Source organism: Pseudomonas azerbaijanoccidentalis (assembly GCF_019145495.1).
Lineage (GTDB): Bacteria > Pseudomonadota > Gammaproteobacteria > Pseudomonadales > Pseudomonadaceae > Aquipseudomonas > Aquipseudomonas azerbaijanoccidentalis.
The window spans coordinates 33,628-50,303 of sequence record NZ_JAHSTU010000011.1; the positions used below are offsets into that span (position 1 = coordinate 33,628).

Here is a 16,676-nt window from a genome sequence, read left to right on the forward strand (position 1 = left end):
TTTGACTTTAATCAGCAGCTGCAAAGCGCGCTATCAAGCACCTTGCGCAACTCCAGCGGATGATCAACCACCACATCCGCCCCCCAATGCCGCGGATTATCATCCGGGTGGATGTAGCCGAAGGTCACGGCGGCAGTCTTGGTCCCCGCATCGCGCCCCGATTCGATATCGCGCAGGTCATCGCCCACGAACAATACGCTGGCCGGGTCCAGGTCAAGCATTTTGCAGGCAAGGATCAGCGGCTCTGGATCAGGCTTGCTGTTCTTCACATGGTCCGGGCAGATCAGCAGCGCCGAACGCTCGGCCAGCCCCAACTGCTGCATGATCGGCTCGGCAAAACGCAGCGGCTTGTTGGTGACCACGCCCCAGATCAGGTTGGCCTTCTCGATGTCCGCCAACAACTCGCCCATGCCGTCGAACAGTTTGCTGTGCACCGCGCAACCGACCAGATAGCGCTCCAGAAACTCCAGGCGCAGCTCCTCGAAACCCGGTGATTCCGGGTCCATGGAAAAGGTCACTGCAACCATTGCCTTGGCGCCGCCGGAGATCTCGTCGCGGATGTGTTTGTCGTTGATCGGTGGCAGGCCACGGTCGGCACGCATCGCCTGGCAGATCGCAATGAAGTCCGGCGCGGTGTCGAGCAGCGTGCCGTCCATGTCGAAAAGAACTGCTCTGATACGCATCGGCTTACTCCTCGCGCAGGGTCTGGATCATGTAGTTGACGTCCACGTCGGCCGCCAGTTTGTAGTGCTTGGTCAGCGGGTTGTACGTCAGGCCGATGATGTCCTTGACGGTCAGGCCGGCCATGCGGCTCCAGGCACCGAGCTCGGAAGGGCGGATGAATTTCTTGAAGTCGTGGGTGCCGCGCGGCAGCAACTTCATGATGTATTCGGCGCCGACGATGGCGAACATGTACGCCTTCGGGTTGCGGTTGATGGTGGAGAAAAACACCTGGCCGCCAGGCTTGACCATGCGGAAGCAGGCGCGGATCACCGAAGACGGATCCGGGACGTGTTCGAGCATCTCAAGGCAGGTGACCACGTCGAACTGCTCCGGCATTTCTTCGGCCAGGGCTTCGGCGGTGATCTGCCGGTACTCGACGCTTACGCCGGATTCCAGTTGATGCAATTGTGCGACGGCCAACGGGGCTTCGCCCATGTCGATGCCCATCACGGTCGCGCCGCGTTGAGCCATCGCTTCGCTGAGGATGCCGCCGCCGCAGCCGACGTCGAGGACTTTTTTGCCGGCCAGGCTGACGCGTTCGTCAATCCAGTTGACCCGCAGCGGGTTGATGTCGTGCAGGGGTTTGAATTCGCTTTCGCGGTCCCACCAGCGATGGGCCAGGGCTTCGAATTTGGCGATTTCGGCGTAGTCGACGTTGCTCATGGTTTAAGTCCTCTAAAACTTGAAAAATCCTGTTGCCCCGGTTTTCAGTCCGGGGGGCTTACGATTCGGTACGGCCGCTGATGCGCTGGCCCCAGGCCTTGGCCGTGGCGGCCAGTTGCTGTTCATCCAGGCGCGTCAGGCGACGGTCGTCGAGCAGTTGCTTGCCGGCGACCCATACATGTTTCACGCAGTCCCGGCCGGTGGCATATATAAGCTGCGAAACCGGGTCGTAGACCGGCTGCTGGGCAAGGCCCGAAAGATCGAACGCAACGATGTCCGCCGCTTTGCCCAGCTCAAGGGACCCGGTCTGGGTCTCGATCCCCAAGGCGCGCGCGCCGTTGAGGGTGGCCATGCGCAGGGCACGATGGGCGTCCAGCGCGGTGGCCGAGCCGGCGACAGCTTTGGCCAGCAATGCAGCGGTGCGGGTTTCGCCGAGCAGGTCCAGATCATTGTTGCTGGCGGCGCCGTCGGTGCCCACCGCAACATTGACCCCGGCCTGCCACAAACGCTCCACCGGGCAAAAGCCGCTGGCCAGTTTCAGGTTCGACTCCGGGCAATGAATCACATGGGTGTTGCTTTCTACCAGCAGCGCCAGGTCTTCTTCGCTGATCTGGGTCATGTGAACGGCCTGGAAGCGCGGCCCCAGCATGCCCAGGCGCGCTAGGCGGGCCAGCGGACGCTCGCCACGCTGTTCGACGGCCTGCTGCACTTCGAACGCGGTTTCATGCACATGCATATGGATCGACGCATCGAGTTCTTCGGCGATCACGCGGATTTTTTCCAGGTTTTCATCGCCCACGGTGTAGGGTGCATGGGGGCCGAAGGTGATTTTGATGCGGTCGTGGTGCTTGAGATCGCCAAACAGTTCGATGCCCTGACGGATGCCTTCGTCTGCGGTGTTGGCGCCGGGGATCGGGAAATCGAGGATCGGGATCGCGATTTGTGCACGGATACCGCTGTTGTGTACGCGCTCGCTCGCAACCTTGGGGAAGAAGTACATGTCAGAGAAACAGGTGATGCCACCTTTAATCTGTTCGGCGATCGCCAGGTCGGTGCCATCGCGTACAAAGGCTTCGTCGACCCACTTGGCTTCGGCCGGCCAGATGTGGTTTTCCAGCCAGGTCATCAACGGCAGGTCATCGGCCAGGCCGCGGAACAGGGTCATTGCCGCATGCCCATGGGCGTTGATCAGGCCGGGGCTGAGTAACATGTCCGGCAATTCGCGGACTTCGCTTGCGTTAAGCTTCAGTGCTGCAGCTCGCGGGCCGATAAACACGATACGCCCGTCGCGGATGCCCAGGCCGTGATCCTTGAGGACAACGCCGGCAGGTTCGACGGGTACCAGCCAGGTCGGCAGCAATAACAGGTCGAGCGCAGCGGCAGTGTTCGGCATCGAGGGTCGGTTCCAGTGCTTTTGTAAAGGATGGCGAAGTATACCCGAGCGTCTTCGCGGGGGGATCGCTATAATCGGCGGCTTTTGTTCATGAGTGCGGGGTGTGGGATGCGCGATCGACTGTTGGCTGCGGAGAAAGTGAAGGCCATCGATTGGCGTGATGGCGCTCTCTATCTGCTGGATCAGCGTATTTTGCCGTTCGAGGAAACCTGGATTGCCTACACCAGCGCGGCTGGCGTGGCCGAGGCGATACGTTCGATGGTGGTACGCGGCGCACCGGCCATTGGCATCAGTGCGGCCTACGGCATCGTGCTGGCGGCCCGCACCCGGATTGCCGAGGGCGGTGACTGGTACGCGGCGCTGGAAGAGGATTTCGCACTTCTGGCCGACTCACGGCCAACCGCCGTCAACCTGTTCTGGGCGCTGGGTCGCATGCACGACCGGCTTGATCGTCTGAAAGAAAATGCTGACCCGTTGGTTGCTCTCGAAGCCGAGGCCATCGCCATTCATGAGAGTGATCGCGAAGCCAACCTGACCATGGCGCAACTGGGCGTGGACCTGATCCGCAAGCACCAGGGTAATGCCCAGGCGATCCTGACCCACTGCAATACCGGCGCACTGGCCACTGGCGGCTTCGGTACGGCGCTGGGGGTCATTCGCGGTGCTTTCATCGAAGGCATGGTCGAGCGCGTGTATGCCGACGAAACCCGTCCATGGCTGCAAGGCTCGCGGCTGACGGCGTGGGAGCTGGCCAACGAAGGCATTCCGGTGACCCTCAATGCTGACTCCGCTGCCGCCCACATCATGAAAACCAAAGGCATCACCTGGGTGATCGTCGGCGCGGACCGGATCACCGCCAACGGCGACGTCGCGAACAAAATCGGCACCTACCAACTGGCGGTCAACGCCATGCACCACGGCGTGCGTTTCATGGTCGTTGCGCCGAGTTCGACCATCGACATGCACCTGGCCAGTGGCGACGATATTCCGATTGAAGAGCGTGACGGTCGCGAATTGCTCGAAGTCGGCGGCAAGCGGGTCGGGGCGGATGTCGATGCGTTCAACCCGGTGTTCGACGTGACCCCGGCAGACCTGATCGATGCAATTGTCACCGAGAAAGGCATCGTCGAGCGCCCGGATACCGCAAAGATGGCGCAGTTGATGTGCCGCAAGCGCCTGCATTGATTAGCCGTGGCGTTCGAAAGGACGCCATCGCCAGCAGGCTGGCTCCCACAGGATTTGTGATCGACACGGATCAATGTGGGAGCCAGCCTGCTGGCGATGAGGGTCTGAAAGTCAATAAACATCCGTAATCCGGCCCCAGATTCTGCATTCGCAGCAGCTCTAAGCCTCTCTCGTCCCCCTCAAGCCTGTCACCGGTCAACTAACTATGCTCCATGCGCATCAGGGGGATAGGTGCGTGGCGGCTCTTGTGATAACATCCGGCGGTTTCCAAGGTTGCCCCGCGGGGCGACCTTTACTGCGCAGATCCATGGCATAACTCGTTGATTTGTCGTAAGTCGGTGCATGGCACTCAGCCTGCAGCGGCGAGCTTCGTTGGTCCCATATGGATGTGACGAAGTTTCACCAGAAAAAGGAATCAGGCTTCTCATGGGCGAACTGGCCAAAGAAATCCTCCCGGTCAATATCGAAGACGAGCTGAAGCAGTCCTACCTCGACTACGCGATGAGCGTAATTGTCGGGCGGGCACTGCCGGATGCGCGCGATGGCTTGAAGCCCGTGCACCGGCGTGTGCTGTTCGCGATGAGCGAGCTGGGCAACGACTTCAACAAGCCGTACAAGAAATCTGCCCGTGTTGTCGGTGACGTGATCGGTAAGTATCACCCGCACGGTGATACCGCGGTGTACGACACCATCGTTCGGATGGCGCAGCCATTCTCCCTGCGCTACCTGCTGGTAGACGGCCAGGGCAACTTCGGTTCGGTGGACGGCGACAACGCCGCGGCCATGCGATACACCGAAGTGCGCATGACCAAGCTGGCGCACGAGCTGCTGGCTGACCTGCACAAAGAAACCGTGGACTGGGTGCCGAACTACGACGGCACCGAAATGATCCCGGCGGTCATGCCGACCCGTATTCCCAATCTGCTGGTCAACGGCTCCAGCGGTATCGCCGTGGGCATGGCGACCAACATCCCGCCGCACAACCTCGGTGAAGTCATCGACGGTTGCCTGGCGCTCATCGACAATCCAGAACTGACTGTCGACGAGCTGATGCAATACATCCCGGGTCCGGACTTCCCGACCGCTGCGATCATTAACGGTCGCGCCGGCATCATCGAAGCCTACCGCACCGGTCGCGGCCGTATTTACATGCGCGCCCGCTCGATGATCGAAGACATCGACAAGGTCGGTGGCCGTCAGCAGATCGTCATCACCGAACTTCCTTACCAGCTGAACAAGGCGCGTCTGATCGAGAAGATCGCCGAGCTGGTCAAAGAGAAGAAGCTGGAAGGCATCACCGAACTGCGCGACGAGTCCGACAAGGACGGTATGCGTGTCGTGATCGAGCTGCGTCGTGGCGAAGTGCCTGAGGTGATCCTCAACAACCTCTACGCCCAGACCCAGCTGCAAGCGGTGTTCGGTATCAACATCGTCGCGCTGATCGACGGCCGTCCACGGATCCTGAACCTCAAGGACCTGCTGGAAGCCTTCGTTCGTCACCGCCGCGAAGTGGTTACCCGTCGTACCGTGTTCGAACTGCGTAAAGCGCGTGAGCGTGGTCACATCCTTGAAGGTCAAGCGGTTGCCCTGTCGAACATCGACCCGGTCATCGCCCTGATCAAGGCCTCGCCAACGCCGTCGGAAGCCAAGGAAGCGCTGATCAGCACCCCTTGGGAATCCTCGGCGGTGGTGGCGATGGTTGAACGTGCCGGTGCCGATTCGTGCCGTCCGGAAAACCTTGATCCGCAATACGGCCTGCGTGACGGCAAGTACTTCCTGTCGCCGGAACAGGCGCAAGCCATTCTGGAACTGCGTCTGCACCGCCTCACCGGTCTGGAACACGAAAAGCTGCTGGCCGAGTATCAAGAGATCCTCAACCAGATCGGCGAGCTGATCCGCATCCTCAACAGCGCCACGCGCCTGATGGAAGTGATCCGCGAAGAACTGGAAGTGATCCGCGCCGAATACGGCGACGTGCGTCGCACCGAGATCCTCGATGCCCGTCTCGACCTGACCCTGGGTGACATGATCCCGGAAGAAGAGCGCGTCGTGACCATTTCCCACGGTGGCTACGCCAAGACCCAGCCATTGGCTGCGTACCAGGCCCAGCGTCGTGGCGGTAAAGGCAAGTCGGCAACCGGCGTCAAGGATGAGGACTACATCGCTCACCTGCTGGTTGCCAACAGCCACACCACGCTGCTGCTGTTCTCCAGCAAGGGCAAGGTGTACTGGCTGAAAACCTACGAAATCCCTGAAGCGTCCCGTGCCGCCCGTGGTCGTCCGCTGGTCAACCTGCTGCCGCTGGATGACGGTGAATACATCACCACCATGCTGCCGGTCGAGGAATACACCGAAGGTCATTACATCTTCATGGCCACCGCCAACGGCACCGTGAAGAAGACTCCGCTGGAATCCTTCAGCCGTCAGCGCAGCGTCGGTCTGATCGCGCTGGAACTGGATGAAGGCGACGTGTTGATTTCCGCGGCCATCACCGATGGCGAGCGTGAAGTCATGCTGTTCTCCGACGGCGGCAAAGTAACGCGCTTCAAGGAATCCGACGTTCGCGCCATGGGCCGTACTGCCCGCGGTGTGCGCGGCATGCGTCTGCCGGAAGGCCAGAAGCTGATTTCCATGCTGATCCCGGAAGAAGGCAGCCAGATCCTCACTGCTTCGGCGCGTGGCTACGGCAAGCGCACCGCGATCACCGAGTTCCCTGAGTACAAGCGTGGCGGTCAGGGCGTGATCGCCATGGTCAGCAACGAACGTAACGGCCGTTTGGTCGGTGCGGTGCAGGTACTCGACGGCGAGGAAATCATGCTGATCTCCGACCAGGGCACGCTGGTGCGTACCCGCGTCGACGAAGTCTCCAGTCTGGGTCGTAACACCCAGGGCGTCACCCTGATCAAACTGGCCAATGACGAAACACTGGTCGGTCTTGAACGGGTTCAGGAGCCGTCGGAAGTCGAGGGTGAAGAGCTGGAAGGTGAAGAGGGTGAAGGGTTTGTCAGTGACGTCGTAATCGACGACGCTGCCGAAGACCAGCAACTCGACGCCGCCGCAGACGAAGAGCCACAAGAGTAAGTGGACAAACAGGGGGCGGATGAAAATTCGCCCCCTTCTTGTTTCTCCTGTTTGAATGTACGACCGGTAGGACCTGTAGGACCTGTAGGAGCTGACGAGTGAAACGAGGCTGCGATCTTTGCATGCTGCCCGCGCAATGCAAAAGCAAGATCAAAAGATCGCAGCCTCGTTTTACTCGTCAGCTCCTACAGGGTTTCAGTGTTTTCAGATTTATTGCGTGATACCACCAGATCAGAGCGAGATTGGATGTGAGCAAGAGAGCCTATAACTTCTGTGCCGGTCCTGCGGCGCTTCCCGAAGCTGTCCTGAAGCGCGCCCAGGGTGAACTCCTCGATTGGCACGGCAAGGGCCTGTCGGTCATGGAAATGAGCCATCGCAGCGATGAGTTCGTGTCCATCGCCACCAAGGCCGAGCAGGATCTGCGTGATCTGCTCAATATCCCTTCGAACTACAAAGTGCTGTTTCTGCAAGGCGGCGCCAGCCAGCAATTTGCCCAGATTCCTCTGAACCTGTTGCCGGAAAATGGCTCGGCCGACTATATCGACACCGGTATCTGGTCGCAGAAAGCGATCGAAGAAGCTTCGCGCTACGGTCACGTCAACGTTGCCGCGACCGCCAAGCCTTACGACTATTTCGCCATTCCCGGCCAGAACGAATGGAAACTGTCGAAAGACGCGGCCTACGTTCACTACGCGCCGAACGAAACCATCGGCGGCCTGGAATTCCAGTGGATTCCTGAAACCGGCGATGTGCCGCTGGTGGCCGACATGTCCTCGGACATCCTGTCGCGCCCGGTGGATGTTTCGCGCTTCGGCATGATCTACGCCGGCGCGCAGAAAAACATCGGCCCGAGCGGCATCGTGGTCAACATCGTGCGCGAAGACCTGTTGGGTCGCGCCCGCTCGCTGTGCCCGACCATGCTCAACTACAAAGTCGCGGCCGACAACGGCTCGATGTACAACACGCCGCCGACCCTCGCCTGGTACCTGTCCGGCCTGGTGTTTGAATGGCTGAAAGAGCAGGGCGGTGTCGAAGCCATCGGCAAGCTCAATGAAGTGAAGCAGCGCACGCTGTACGACTTCATCGACGCCAGCGGCCTGTACAGCAACCCGATCAACAAGTCCGACCGCTCGTGGATGAACGTGCCATTCCGCCTGGCTGACGATCGCCTGGACAAGCCGTTCCTGGCCGGTGCCGACGAGCGTGGCCTGCTGAACCTCAAGGGTCACCGTTCCGTGGGCGGCATGCGCGCCTCCATCTATAACGCCGTCGATATCGTTGCGGTCAACGCACTGGTTTCGTACATGGCAGAGTTCGAGAAGGAACACGGCTAATGTCTGAGCAAGAACTCAAGGCACTGCGCGTTCGCATTGATGCTCTGGACACTAAAGTCATGGAGCTGATCAGTGAGCGTGCGCGCTGCGCCCAGGAAGTCGCGCGAGTAAAGATGGCCTCGCTGGCCGAAGGCGAAGTGCCGGTGTTCTATCGTCCTGAGCGCGAAGCTCAAGTGCTCAAGCGTGTGATGGAGCGTAACCAGGGGCCGCTGGGCAACGAAGAAATGGCGCGGCTGTTCCGCGAAATCATGTCTTCGTGCCTGGCGCTGGAGCAGCCGCTGAAAGTGGCTTATCTCGGCCCTGAAGGCACCTTCACCCAGGCTGCCGCCATGAAGCACTTCGGCCACGCCGTGATCAGCAAGCCGATGGCGGCGATCGACGAAGTGTTCCGTGAAGTGGCGGCCGGTGCGGTGAATTTTGGCGTGGTCCCGGTGGAAAACTCCACCGAGGGCGCGGTCAACCACACCCTCGACAGCTTCCTTGAGCACGACATGGTGATCTGTGGCGAAGTCGAGCTGCGGATCCACCATCACCTGTTGGTCGGTGAAAACACCAAGACCGACAGCATCAGCCGCATTTACTCACACGCTCAGTCGCTGGCCCAGTGCCGCAAGTGGCTGGACGCCCATTACCCGAATGTCGAGCGCGTGGCGGTGTCCAGCAACGCCGAGGCGGCCAAGCGGGTCAAGGGTGAGTGGAACTCGGCGGCGATTGCCGGTGACATGGCGGCCGGCCTGTATGGGCTGACCCGCTTGGCCGAGAAAATCGAGGACCGTCCGGACAACTCCACGCGCTTCCTCATGATCGGTAATCAGGAAGTCCCGCCGACTGGCGACGACAAGACCTCGATCATCGTTTCCATGAGCAACAAGCCGGGCGCGCTGCACGAGTTGCTAGTGCCGTTCCACGACAACGGCATCGATCTGACGCGCATCGAGACGCGTCCGTCGCGCAGCGGTAAATGGACCTACGTGTTCTTTATCGACTTCGTCGGCCACCACCGTGACCCGCTGGTCAAAGGTGTATTGGAAAAGATCAGTCAGGAAGCAGTGGCACTCAAAGTGCTGGGTTCCTACCCGAAAGCAGTTCTCTAAGGGGCGGTAGCAATGAGTGGCAATTTCCTCGCTCTGGCACAGCCGGGCGTGCAACAACTTTCGCCTTACGTTCCGGGCAAACCCGTGGACGAACTGGCGCGTGAGCTGGATCTCGATCCGGCCAGCATCGTCAAACTGGCGAGCAACGAAAACCCGCTGGGCGCCAGTCCTAAAGCACTGGCGGCCATCCGCGACGCGTTGGCCGAGCTGACCCGTTATCCGGACGGCAATGGTTTTGCACTCAAGAGCCTGTTGGCCGAGCAATGCCGTGTCGAGTTGAATCAAGTGACGCTGGGTAATGGCTCCAACGACATTCTCGAGCTGGTGGCGCGTGCTTATCTGGCGCCGGGCCTGAACGCTGTGTTCAGCGAGCACGCCTTCGCGGTCTATCCGATCGCGACTCAGGCGGTCGGCGCCCAGGCCAAGGTCGTTCCGGCCAAGGATTGGGGACATGACCTGCCAGCCATGTTGGCAGCCATCGATGCCAACACCCGCGTGGTGTTCATCGCCAACCCGAACAACCCGACTGGCACCTGGTTCGGCGCCGAAGCGCTGGACGAGTTCCTGCAGGACGTTCCCGAGCACGTGCTGGTTGTGCTGGACGAGGCTTACATCGAGTACGCCGAAGGCAGCGATCTGCCGGATGGTCTGGATTTCCTCGCGGCTTATCCGAACCTGCTGGTCTCGCGTACATTCTCCAAGGCCTACGGCCTGGCCTCGCTGCGCGTCGGTTATGGCTTGTCCACCGCGGTAGTGGCCGATGTGCTGAACCGCGTGCGTCAGCCGTTCAACGTCAACAGCCTGGCCCTGGCCGCTGCTTGCGCCGCGTTGAAAGACGAAGAATACCTGGCTGAAAGCCGTAGCCTGAACGAGGCGGGCATGCAGCAACTGGAAGCGGGTTTCCGCGAACTGGGGCTGAGCTGGATTCCGTCCAAAGGCAACTTTATCTGCGTCGATCTCGGTCAGGTCGCGGCTCCGGTGTTCCAGGGCTTGCTGCGTGAAGGCGTGATCGTGCGTCCGGTGGCCAACTACGGCATGCCGAACCACCTGCGCGTGACCATCGGTCTGCCGGCAGAGAACAGCCGCTTCCTTGAGGCGCTGACCAAGGTTCTGGCTCGTGGTTGATGTCACTGCACTGCAATCTGCTGAACCTATGATCGGGCGCCTGGTGGTGGTCGGTCTGGGATTGATCGGTGGTTCGTTTGCCAAGGGTTTGCGCGAAAGTGGCTTGTGCCGCGAAGTGGTCGGGGTCGATCTCGACCCGCAGTCGCGCAAGCTGGCGGTGGAATTGGGTGTGGTGGATCGCTGCGAAGAAGACCTGGCGGTTGCTTGTCAGGGCGCCGACGTGATCCAGCTGGCTGTGCCGATCCTCGCCATGGAAAAAATGCTTGGCCGTTTGGCGGGCATGGACTTGGGGCAGGCCGTACTGACTGACGTCGGTAGTGCCAAAGGCAATGTGGTGCGTGCTGCGACCGAAGCCTTTGGCGGCATGCCATCGCGTTTCGTGCCGGGGCACCCGATTGCCGGTTCCGAGCAGAGCGGGGTAGAGGCCTCCAACGCCGAGTTGTTCCGTCGTCACAAAGTAATCCTGACGCCGCTGGAGCAGACCGATCCGCAGGCCCTGGCCGTGGTCGATCGCCTGTGGCGCGAATTGGGTGCCGATGTCGAGCACATGCAGGTCGAGCGTCACGACGAAGTGTTGGCGGCAACCAGCCACCTTCCGCACCTGTTGGCATTCGGTTTGGTCGATTCGTTGGCCAAGCGCAATGAAAATCTTGAGATCTTCCGTTACGCTGCGGGCGGTTTCCGCGATTTCACAAGAATCGCCGGAAGCGACCCGGTCATGTGGCACGACATCTTCCTCGCCAACCGCGAAGCTGTCCTGCGCACACTCGATACATTTCGCAGCGACCTCGACGCCTTGCGCGACGCGGTCGATGCAGGGGATGGGCACCAATTATTGGGCGTTTTCACTCGCGCCCGGGTTGCTCGCGAGCATTTCAGTAAAATCCTGGCCCGTCGGGCCTATGTGGACGCTATGAATTCCAACGATCTGATTTTCCTGGCTCAACCTGGTGGCCGCCTGTCCGGTCGGATTCGCGTACCAGGTGACAAATCGATTTCCCACCGTTCGATCATGCTCGGCTCCCTGGCCGAAGGTGTCACCGAAGTCGAGGGCTTCCTCGAGGGCGAAGACGCCCTGGCGACCTTGCAGGCGTTCCGTGACATGGGCGTGGTCATTGAAGGCCCGCACCACGGTCGCGTGACCATTCACGGTGTCGGCCTGCATGGCCTGAAGCCAGCGCCGGGCCCGATCTATCTGGGCAACTCCGGTACTTCGATGCGCCTGCTGTCCGGCCTGCTGGCCGCGCAAGACTTCGACAGCACCCTGACCGGTGACGCTTCGCTGTCCAAGCGCCCGATGAATCGCGTGGCCAATCCACTGCGTGAAATGGGGGCTGTGATCGAAACCGCCGCCGAAGGTCGTCCGCCGATGGTCATCCGGGGTGGCCACAAGCTCAAAGGCCTGACTTACACCATGCCGATGGCCAGTGCCCAGGTTAAATCCTGCCTGCTACTGGCGGGTCTGTACGCCGAAGGCAAGACCACCGTCACCGAGCCTGCGCCAACCCGCGACCACACCGAGCGCATGCTGCGCGGCTTCGGCTACCCGGTAACGGTCAACGGTGCGACCGCATCGGTTGAGTCTGGCAACAAACTGTCGGCAACCCACATTGAAGTGCCGGGCGATATCTCGTCGTCGGCATTCTTCCTGGTGGCGGCTTCGATCGCTGAAGGTTCGGAGCTGGTGCTCGAGCACGTCGGCATCAACCCGACCCGTACCGGTGTCATCGACATCCTGCGTCTGATGGGCGCCGACATCACCCTGGAAAACCAGCGTGAAGTGGGCGGCGAGCCAGTCGCTGACCTGCGCGTACGTGCAGCTAAACTCAAGGGTATCGAGATTCCGGAAGCGTTGGTGCCGTTGGCAATTGACGAATTCCCGGTGTTGTTCGTGGCGGCGGCCTGCGCTGAAGGGCGCACCGTGCTGACCGGCGCCGAAGAGTTGCGGGTCAAGGAGTCGGACCGTATCCAGGTCATGGCCGATGGTCTGCTGGCGCTGGGCGTCAAATGTGAACCGACCCCGGACGGCATCATTATCGACGGCGGCCAGATTGGCGGCGGCGAAGTGCATGGTCACGGCGACCACCGGATTGCCATGGCATTCAGCGTTGCTTCGCTTCGTGCGACTGCGCCGATCCGCATCCATGATTGCGCCAACGTCGCGACGTCGTTCCCGAACTTCCTGGCGTTGTGCGCACAGGTCGGTATCCGCGTTGCCCAAGAGGCTCAGTCGTGATCAACATTGCACCGGTCATCACCATCGATGGGCCTAGCGGCTCCGGCAAAGGCACGGTAGCCGGGATTCTGGCCAAGCGTCTGGGCTGGAACCTGCTGGATTCCGGTGCGCTTTATCGCTTGCTGGCATTTGCTGCGCATAACCATGGCGTTGACCTGACCAATGAAGAGCTGCTGAAAAAACTTGCCGCTCATCTGGATGTTCAGTTCATCGCGGCGACCGAGGGTCAGCTGCAACGCATCATTCTGGAAGGCGACGAAGTCAGCGATGTGATCCGTACGGAAAGCGTCGGCTCGGGTGCCTCCCAGGTGGCTGCATTGCCCGCCGTACGCGAGGCGCTGCTGCAACGCCAACGCGCATTTCAGGAAGCGCCGGGCCTGGTGGCCGATGGTCGCGACATGGGCACGGTGGTTTTTCCAGACGCGCCGCTGAAGATTTTTCTGACCGCCAGTGCCGAGGAGCGTGCGCGCCGTCGATACTTGCAGTTGAAGGGCAAAGTCGATGGTGTTAGTCTGTCGAGTCTGCTAGATGAGATACGTGCACGCGATGAGCGTGACACCCAGCGAGCGGTAGCCCCGCTCAAGCCGGCGGCTGACGCCATACAGCTGGATTCCACGGAATTATCCATCGATCAGGTGCTGCAACGCATCATGAGCGAGATCGCCATTCGCGATATTGCCGGGTGACCAAGAAGGCCGCAGGGGACCAGTCATAGTTCTGCGACGCTTCTTTTAAATGAAACTAACCCACACCGTCTGGGGTGTGGAGATGGGCGTATTCTTCGCCCTCATCAACAGGAATTAAAATGAGCGAAAGCTTTGCGGAACTCTTTGAAGAAAGCCTAAAAACCCTGAACCTTCAGGCAGGCTCCATCATCACCGGTGTTATCGTTGATATCGATTACCAAGCTCGCTGGGTAACCGTTCACGCTGGCCTGAAGTCTGAAGCACTCATCCCGCTTGAGCAGTTCTACAACGACGCTGGCGACCTGACTATCAACGTCGGTGACGAAGTTCACGTTGCTCTGGACTCGGTTGAAGACGGCTTTGGTGAAACCAAGCTGTCCCGTGAAAAAGCCAAGCGCGCTGAATGCTGGATTGTTCTGGAAGCAGCCTTCGCAGCCGAAGAAGTGGTCAAGGGCGTTATCAACGGTAAGGTTAAAGGCGGCTTCACTGTCGACGTTAACGGCATCCGTGCGTTCCTGCCAGGTTCTCTGGTTGACGTCCGTCCAGTGCGCGACACCACGCACCTGGAAGGCAAAGAGCTGGAATTCAAGGTCATCAAGCTGGACCAGAAGCGCAACAACGTTGTCGTTTCCCGTCGTAGCGTCCTGGAAGCCGAGAACTCCGCCGAGCGCGAAGCTCTGCTGGAATCCTTGCAGGAAGGCCAACAAGTCAAAGGTATCGTCAAAAACCTCACCGATTACGGCGCATTCGTCGATCTGGGTGGCGTCGATGGCCTGCTGCACATTACCGACATGGCTTGGAAGCGTATCAAGCATCCTTCCGAAATCGTCAACGTTGGCGACGAGATCGATGTCAAGGTTCTGAAGTACGATCGCGAGCGCAATCGTGTTTCCCTGGGCCTGAAGCAACTGGGCGAAGATCCATGGGTTGCTATCAAAGCCCGTTACCCAGAAAGCACTCGCGTTACCGCTCGTGTAACCAACCTGACCGACTACGGCTGCTTCGCTGAGCTGGAAGAAGGCGTTGAAGGTCTGGTACACGTTTCCGAAATGGACTGGACCAACAAGAACATCCACCCTTCGAAAGTCGTACAAGTCGGCGACGAAGTGGAAGTTATGGTTCTGGACATCGACGAAGAGCGTCGTCGTATCTCCCTGGGCATCAAGCAGTGCAAATCTAACCCATGGGAAGATTTCTCTGGCCAGTTCAACAAGGGCGATAAAATCTCCGGCACCATCAAGTCGATCACCGATTTCGGTATCTTCATTGGTCTGGACGGCGGCATCGACGGTCTGGTTCACCTGTCCGACATCTCCTGGAACGAAGTGGGCGAAGAAGCCGTACGCCGTTTCAAGAAGGGCGACGAGCTGGACACCGTTATCCTGTCGGTTGACCCAGAGCGCGAGCGCATCTCCCTGGGTATCAAGCAGCTGGAAAGCGATCCGTTCTCCGAGTACGTTCAAGAGAACGACAAAGGCGCAATCGTTAAGGGCATCGTGAAAGAAGTTGACGCTAAAGGCGCCATCATCACTCTGGCCGACGATATCGAAGCGACTCTGAAAGCCTCCGAAATCAGCCGTGACCGCGTTGAAGACGCGCGCAACGTTCTGAAAGAAGGCGAAGAAGTAGAAGCCAAGATCATCAGCGTTGATCGCAAGAGCCGCGTAATCCAGCTCTCGATCAAGTCGAAAGACGTTGAAGACGAGAAAGAAGCCATCCAGAGCCTGCGCGACAAGCCAGTAGCTGGTGACGCTCCAGTAGCAACCACCCTGGGTGACCTGCTGCGTGCTGCACAAGCGGAAAAACAGAACTAAGTTCTGACTTTCTGTAAGAAAAGGGCGACTTCGGTCGCCCTTTTTTGTGCCTAAAATTTGACCCTGGCCATCGTAGGAGCTGCCGAAGGCTGCGATCTTTTGCAGTGTTAACGAAGCTCGACCCGAATCAAGAAACCAACACCTCGTCGCAACTGTCCATTTGTTTAACAGGATCAATCGCTTATTTGCAGCTAGTCTAAGCCTGAAGCGAACGACGCTAGGGCATGGTGCCTGGCATAAGGAAGTGAATGAACAAGCTCATTCTCGCAATAGCATTACTGACACTGGCGGGTTGTGCCACTAATGCCAAGACCCATGCGGTACGTGGGGTCAGCGGCATTGAGGTTGATTGCTCTGGACTGGGCTCGGGTTGGGAGAAGTGTCACAAGCGCGCAGCGAAGGAGTGTAAGGGCGCAGGCTATAAAGTCGTTGCCAGATCGGATGATGCAAAGGAAGAGGACGAATTCCCGTTCGGCTTCAATCCCGCGGGCTATCTGACACGAACCATGCTGGTGATTTGCAGGTGAGGCAGCGATTGGTGGTGGAGCTGACATGGTGTGATGCGTGAAAAGATGTCAAAACTCGGGCTGTTCAAATCCATGCGGGCATGCTAAAACCTCTGGAGCGATTTTCCTAGCTGCTTGAAAAAGAAGGGAAAAATATGACGAAGTCGGAGTTGATCGAACGAATTGTCACCCATCAAGGGCTGCTCTCATCAAAAGATGTGGAGCTGGCCATCAAGACCATGCTTGAGCAAATGTCCCAATGTCTGGCCACCGGTGATCGCATCGAGATCCGTGGTTTTGGCAGCTTCTCCTTGCATTACCGCGCACCGCGGGTAGGCCGCAATCCGAAGACAGGTCAGTCCGTCAGTCTTGACGGTAAATTCGTTCCGCATTTCAAGCCAGGTAAAGAGCTGCGCGATCGCGTGAACGAGGAAGAGGAAGAAGGCCTTTGACAGTCTCTGCGATTCAAGGAACTGCTGATGCGTAACCTCAAGCGTATTTTGCTCGCGGTATTCATCCTGCTGCTGGTGCTGGCGATCCTGGCGTTCGTGCTTGAGAATCAGCAATCAGTTTCTTTGCTGTTCCTGGGATGGGCGGGGCCGCAGTTACCGGTTTCGTTGGTCATGGTCCTGGCGCTGCTGATTGGTATGGTGATTGGTCCGATTATCAGCTGGTTGCTGGGGCGCGTAACCCGAGCCTCGCGTAGACGACTCGTTTGATAGATGTCCTGAATTCACAACGCTGCTTGTTCATATCCGTTAGTCGAGCCAACATGAAGCCTTAATGGCTGCTTAGCTGTGGCACCAGGTGCTTTCGGTTTGCGCTGGCCTTTTCAA

At 59.3% G+C, this 16,676-nt stretch carries 14 protein-coding genes; 11 read left to right on the forward strand and 3 right to left on the reverse strand.

Going from position 1 to position 16,676, the window contains the following annotated elements:
• Positions 1 to 11: 11 nt before the first annotated feature.
• The 3 genes from mupP to KVG88_RS27565 are packed head-to-tail and all read right to left on the reverse strand — an operon-like array spanning position 12 to position 2,779.
• A complete protein-coding gene (gene mupP, locus KVG88_RS27555) occupies positions 12 to 683 on the reverse strand; it encodes an N-acetylmuramic acid 6-phosphate phosphatase MupP (protein WP_217873267.1) in 672 nt (223 codons plus the stop codon).
• Between the two features lie 4 nt (positions 684 to 687).
• Positions 688 to 1,386 (reverse strand): bifunctional 2-polyprenyl-6-hydroxyphenol methylase/3-demethylubiquinol 3-O-methyltransferase UbiG, encoded by a 699-nt coding sequence (gene ubiG / locus KVG88_RS27560; protein WP_217873268.1) that lies wholly within the window; start codon positions 1,384 to 1,386, stop codon positions 688 to 690.
• 58 nt (positions 1,387 to 1,444) lie between these two features.
• Positions 1,445 to 2,779 (reverse strand): TRZ/ATZ family hydrolase, encoded by a 1,335-nt coding sequence (locus tag KVG88_RS27565; protein ID WP_217873269.1) that lies wholly within the window; start codon positions 2,777 to 2,779, stop codon positions 1,445 to 1,447.
• A gap of 108 nt (positions 2,780 to 2,887) precedes the next feature.
• On the opposite strand from KVG88_RS27565, the gene mtnA reads away from it, so the two are divergent.
• From mtnA to KVG88_RS27620, 11 genes are all read left to right on the forward strand, one after another.
• Positions 2,888 to 3,964, forward strand: coding sequence for an S-methyl-5-thioribose-1-phosphate isomerase (gene mtnA, locus KVG88_RS27570; protein ID WP_150704680.1), 1,077 nt, complete (start codon positions 2,888 to 2,890; stop codon positions 3,962 to 3,964).
• Between the two features lie 426 nt (positions 3,965 to 4,390).
• Positions 4,391 to 7,045, forward strand: coding sequence for a DNA gyrase subunit A (gene gyrA, locus KVG88_RS27575; RefSeq protein WP_217873270.1), 2,655 nt, complete (start codon positions 4,391 to 4,393; stop codon positions 7,043 to 7,045).
• 248 nt (positions 7,046 to 7,293) lie between these two features.
• Positions 7,294 to 8,379, forward strand: coding sequence for a 3-phosphoserine/phosphohydroxythreonine transaminase (serC, locus tag KVG88_RS27580; protein ID WP_150704682.1), 1,086 nt, complete (start codon positions 7,294 to 7,296; stop codon positions 8,377 to 8,379).
• The gene (pheA, locus tag KVG88_RS27585) at positions 8,379 to 9,473 is read left to right on the forward strand and encodes a prephenate dehydratase (RefSeq protein ID WP_217873271.1); all 1,095 of its coding nucleotides are present in this window, start codon (positions 8,379 to 8,381) and stop codon (positions 9,471 to 9,473) included. The genes serC and pheA overlap by 1 nt, the downstream gene beginning before the upstream one ends.
• Before the next feature lie 12 nt (positions 9,474 to 9,485).
• Complete coding sequence (hisC, locus tag KVG88_RS27590) at positions 9,486 to 10,598, forward strand: histidinol-phosphate transaminase (protein WP_217873272.1); 1,113 nt, start codon at positions 9,486 to 9,488, stop codon at positions 10,596 to 10,598.
• Between the two features lie 28 nt (positions 10,599 to 10,626).
• The gene (locus tag KVG88_RS27595) at positions 10,627 to 12,834 is read left to right on the forward strand and encodes a bifunctional prephenate dehydrogenase/3-phosphoshikimate 1-carboxyvinyltransferase (RefSeq protein ID WP_263597390.1); all 2,208 of its coding nucleotides are present in this window, start codon (positions 10,627 to 10,629) and stop codon (positions 12,832 to 12,834) included.
• Positions 12,831 to 13,520 carry a (d)CMP kinase gene (gene cmk / locus KVG88_RS27600; RefSeq protein ID WP_150704685.1) on the forward strand — a complete coding sequence of 230 codons (690 nt, stop codon included), beginning with the start codon at positions 12,831 to 12,833 and terminating at the stop codon, positions 13,518 to 13,520. The genes KVG88_RS27595 and cmk overlap by 4 nt, the downstream gene beginning before the upstream one ends.
• A gap of 119 nt (positions 13,521 to 13,639) precedes the next feature.
• Positions 13,640 to 15,334, forward strand: coding sequence for a 30S ribosomal protein S1 (gene rpsA / locus KVG88_RS27605; protein ID WP_008065216.1), 1,695 nt, complete (start codon positions 13,640 to 13,642; stop codon positions 15,332 to 15,334).
• Between the two features lie 248 nt (positions 15,335 to 15,582).
• A complete protein-coding gene (locus KVG88_RS27610) occupies positions 15,583 to 15,861 on the forward strand; it encodes a hypothetical protein (RefSeq protein WP_217873273.1) in 279 nt (92 codons plus the stop codon).
• Positions 15,862 to 15,995: 134 nt separating this feature from the next.
• Positions 15,996 to 16,292 carry an integration host factor subunit beta gene (gene ihfB, locus KVG88_RS27615; protein ID WP_007899751.1) on the forward strand — a complete coding sequence of 99 codons (297 nt, stop codon included), beginning with the start codon at positions 15,996 to 15,998 and terminating at the stop codon, positions 16,290 to 16,292.
• A 27-nt stretch (positions 16,293 to 16,319) separates the two neighbouring features.
• Complete coding sequence (locus KVG88_RS27620; protein WP_217873274.1) at positions 16,320 to 16,559, forward strand: LapA family protein; 240 nt, start codon at positions 16,320 to 16,322, stop codon at positions 16,557 to 16,559.
• Positions 16,560 to 16,676 lie beyond the last annotated feature (117 nt).

Coding starts and splice junctions, on each gene's coding strand:
- mupP (WP_217873267.1), bottom strand. CDS start 683: ATGCGTATCAGAGCAGTTCTTTTCGACATGGACGGCACGCTGCTCGAC.
- ubiG (WP_217873268.1), bottom strand. CDS start 1,386: ATGAGCAACGTCGACTACGCCGAAATCGCCAAATTCGAAGCCCTGGCC.
- KVG88_RS27565 (WP_217873269.1), bottom strand. CDS start 2,779: ATGCCGAACACTGCCGCTGCGCTCGACCTGTTATTGCTGCCGACCTGG.
- mtnA (WP_150704680.1), top strand. CDS start 2,888: ATGCGCGATCGACTGTTGGCTGCGGAGAAAGTGAAGGCCATCGATTGG.
- gyrA (WP_217873270.1), top strand. CDS start 4,391: ATGGGCGAACTGGCCAAAGAAATCCTCCCGGTCAATATCGAAGACGAG.
- pheA (WP_217873271.1), top strand. CDS start 8,379: ATGTCTGAGCAAGAACTCAAGGCACTGCGCGTTCGCATTGATGCTCTG.
- hisC (WP_217873272.1), top strand. CDS start 9,486: ATGAGTGGCAATTTCCTCGCTCTGGCACAGCCGGGCGTGCAACAACTT.
- KVG88_RS27595 (WP_263597390.1), top strand. CDS start 10,627: ATGATCGGGCGCCTGGTGGTGGTCGGTCTGGGATTGATCGGTGGTTCG.
- rpsA (WP_008065216.1), top strand. CDS start 13,640: ATGAGCGAAAGCTTTGCGGAACTCTTTGAAGAAAGCCTAAAAACCCTG.
- KVG88_RS27610 (WP_217873273.1), top strand. CDS start 15,583: ATGAACAAGCTCATTCTCGCAATAGCATTACTGACACTGGCGGGTTGT.
- ihfB (WP_007899751.1), top strand. CDS start 15,996: ATGACGAAGTCGGAGTTGATCGAACGAATTGTCACCCATCAAGGGCTG.
- KVG88_RS27620 (WP_217873274.1), top strand. CDS start 16,320: ATGCGTAACCTCAAGCGTATTTTGCTCGCGGTATTCATCCTGCTGCTG.